A 1,965-nucleotide genomic window follows, 5' to 3' on the forward strand; every position below is an offset into this window, starting at 1 on the left:
TAGGCGCTGGTGTCCTGGCTGATCACCAACAGTTCCTGCACACCGGATTTCACCAGGCGCTCCGCTTCATCCATCACATCGCCAATCGGGCGTGAATCCAGTTTGCCGCGCATGCTGGGGATGATGCAGAAACTGCATTTGTGATTGCAGCCTTCGGAAATCTTCAGGTAGGCGTAATGACGGGGAGTCAGTTTAATGCCCTGAGGTGGAACCAGATCGAGAAAAGGGTCATGGTTCTGGCTCGGTGGCACCACCTGGTGAACGGCGTTAACCACCTGTTCGTATTGCTGCGGGCCAGTGACGGACAGGACCGAGGGATGTACCTTGCGAATGGTGTCTTCTTCCACGCCCATGCAGCCGGTCACAATCACCTTGCCGTTTTCGCTGAGTGCTTCGCCAATGGTATCCAGGGATTCGGCCTTGGCATCGTCGATAAAGCCACAGGTGTTGACGACTACTACGTCCGCATCGTCGTAACTGGATGTGACTTCGTAGCCTTCCGTGCGAAGCTGGGTCAGAATACGCTCAGAGTCCACCAGGGCCTTGGGGCAACCCAGGCTGATGAAACCGACTTTACCGGACATAGTGATACCTCGAGATTGGCTGTCGTTCGCCGATAGCCATAACGGGGCGCAATTCTACCGCCGTGACCGCTTTGAAGCCATGCCGCTCGGCTGGCTTGGTTGATAGAAAGGAGGTTTTTTCATGCGCTGTTTTGTCGGCGTACCGGTCACCGGGTCTCTGGCCCGGGAGTGCAAGGAGCTTTCCCTGGGGTTGCCGCGGGCCACTCCTCGACCCAACCTGCATCTGACGCTGGCCTTTCTGGGGCAATGTACCCCGGCGGGGGTGGCCCGATTATCCGGAGAATTGCAGTCGCTGGCTGGCCGCTTTCCGGCGTTTGAACTGGACTTTGATTGCTGCGAAGCCTTTCCGGCGGAGCAGGGGCCTTTTCTGGCGCTGACCACGACCGTTTCCGGTCCTCTCAATACCTTGCACGAAGCCCTGTGGGAATGCCTCAGTCGCCAGGGCGTAGAGCGTGAACAGCGAGCCTTTCGACCGCACATTACCCTGGCAAAGCCGGGGCTGGCATTGGTACCGCAAACGGGGCACTGGCTGTTGTCGGTAGATCAACTCTGTCTGTACCAGAGTGAAATGATACAGGGCGAGGTCCCCACCTATCGGCCATTATCCCAGCACCCGCTGACCGGCATGGTTTGAACCGAAATGCCGATGGCAGGTTGAATTTATCGCCTGCAACTGCAAGGTTGGGGGATGTGCAAACACTGATTAAAGGAGTCGTACCATGGAGCTACTCAGTAACAGCCTCACCAATCAGGCTCCCATCGCTGAGAAGTTCGCTTTCGCAGTGATTGACCCGGATAACCATGTGGCATTGTCCAGCAACATCAATCCTCATCTGGCCTGGAAAGGCGAGCCGGCCGGGACCCGCTCTTTCGCGGTGGTCTGTCATGATCCGGATGTGCCCAGTGCGGGCGATGATGTGAATCAGGAAGACCGCGAAGTCCCTGCAGACTTGCCGCGGGTGGATTTCTATCACTGGACCCTGTTCGACATTCCCGCTGACCAGAGCGAGCTGATGGAAGGCAGTCATTGCCAGGGGATAACCCCACGGGGCAAATCCGGGCCTTCAGCACCACAGGGTATGCGGCATGGTCTTAACGATTACACCAGCTGGTTTGCCGGCGACGGGGATATGGAAGGGAGTTACTTCGGTTATGACGGCCCCTGTCCGCCCTGGAACGACAGCATTGTGCATCGTTATGTCTTTACCGTTTACGCACTGGACGTGAGCACATTGCCGGTCAAGGATGATTTCAGTGGTGCGGCCATTGTTGCGGCCATGGAAGGGCATGTACTTGCCAAAGCCAGTATCACGGTGAGCTACACGCTGAACCCGCGATTGGCAGACTGAGAAGACACAAAAAAGGCCGCAAAAGCGGCCTT

General features: G+C 57.0%; 3 protein-coding genes. 2 read left to right on the plus strand and 1 reads right to left on the minus strand.

The genetic code is table 11. The features are described from left to right. Positions 1-584, minus strand: a 584-nt coding sequence (locus B3Q33_RS10575; RefSeq protein ID WP_286827521.1) for a radical SAM protein, incomplete at its 3' end; no start/stop codon positions are given. Between the two features lie 121 nt (positions 585-705). On the opposite strand from B3Q33_RS10575, the gene thpR reads away from it, so the two are divergent. Further along, complete coding sequence (gene thpR, locus B3Q33_RS10580) at positions 706-1,218, plus strand: RNA 2',3'-cyclic phosphodiesterase (protein WP_035244250.1); 513 nt, start codon at positions 706-708, stop codon at positions 1,216-1,218. An 85-nt stretch (positions 1,219-1,303) separates the two neighbouring features. Then, on the plus strand, positions 1,304-1,933 hold the full coding sequence (locus tag B3Q33_RS10585) for a YbhB/YbcL family Raf kinase inhibitor-like protein (RefSeq protein WP_286827522.1): 630 nt from the start codon (positions 1,304-1,306) through the stop codon (positions 1,931-1,933). Positions 1,934-1,965: the final 32 nt, after the last annotated feature.

Source organism: Alcanivorax sp. UBA3183 (assembly GCF_002364155.1).
Lineage (GTDB): Bacteria > Pseudomonadota > Gammaproteobacteria > Pseudomonadales > Alcanivoracaceae > Alcanivorax > Alcanivorax jadensis.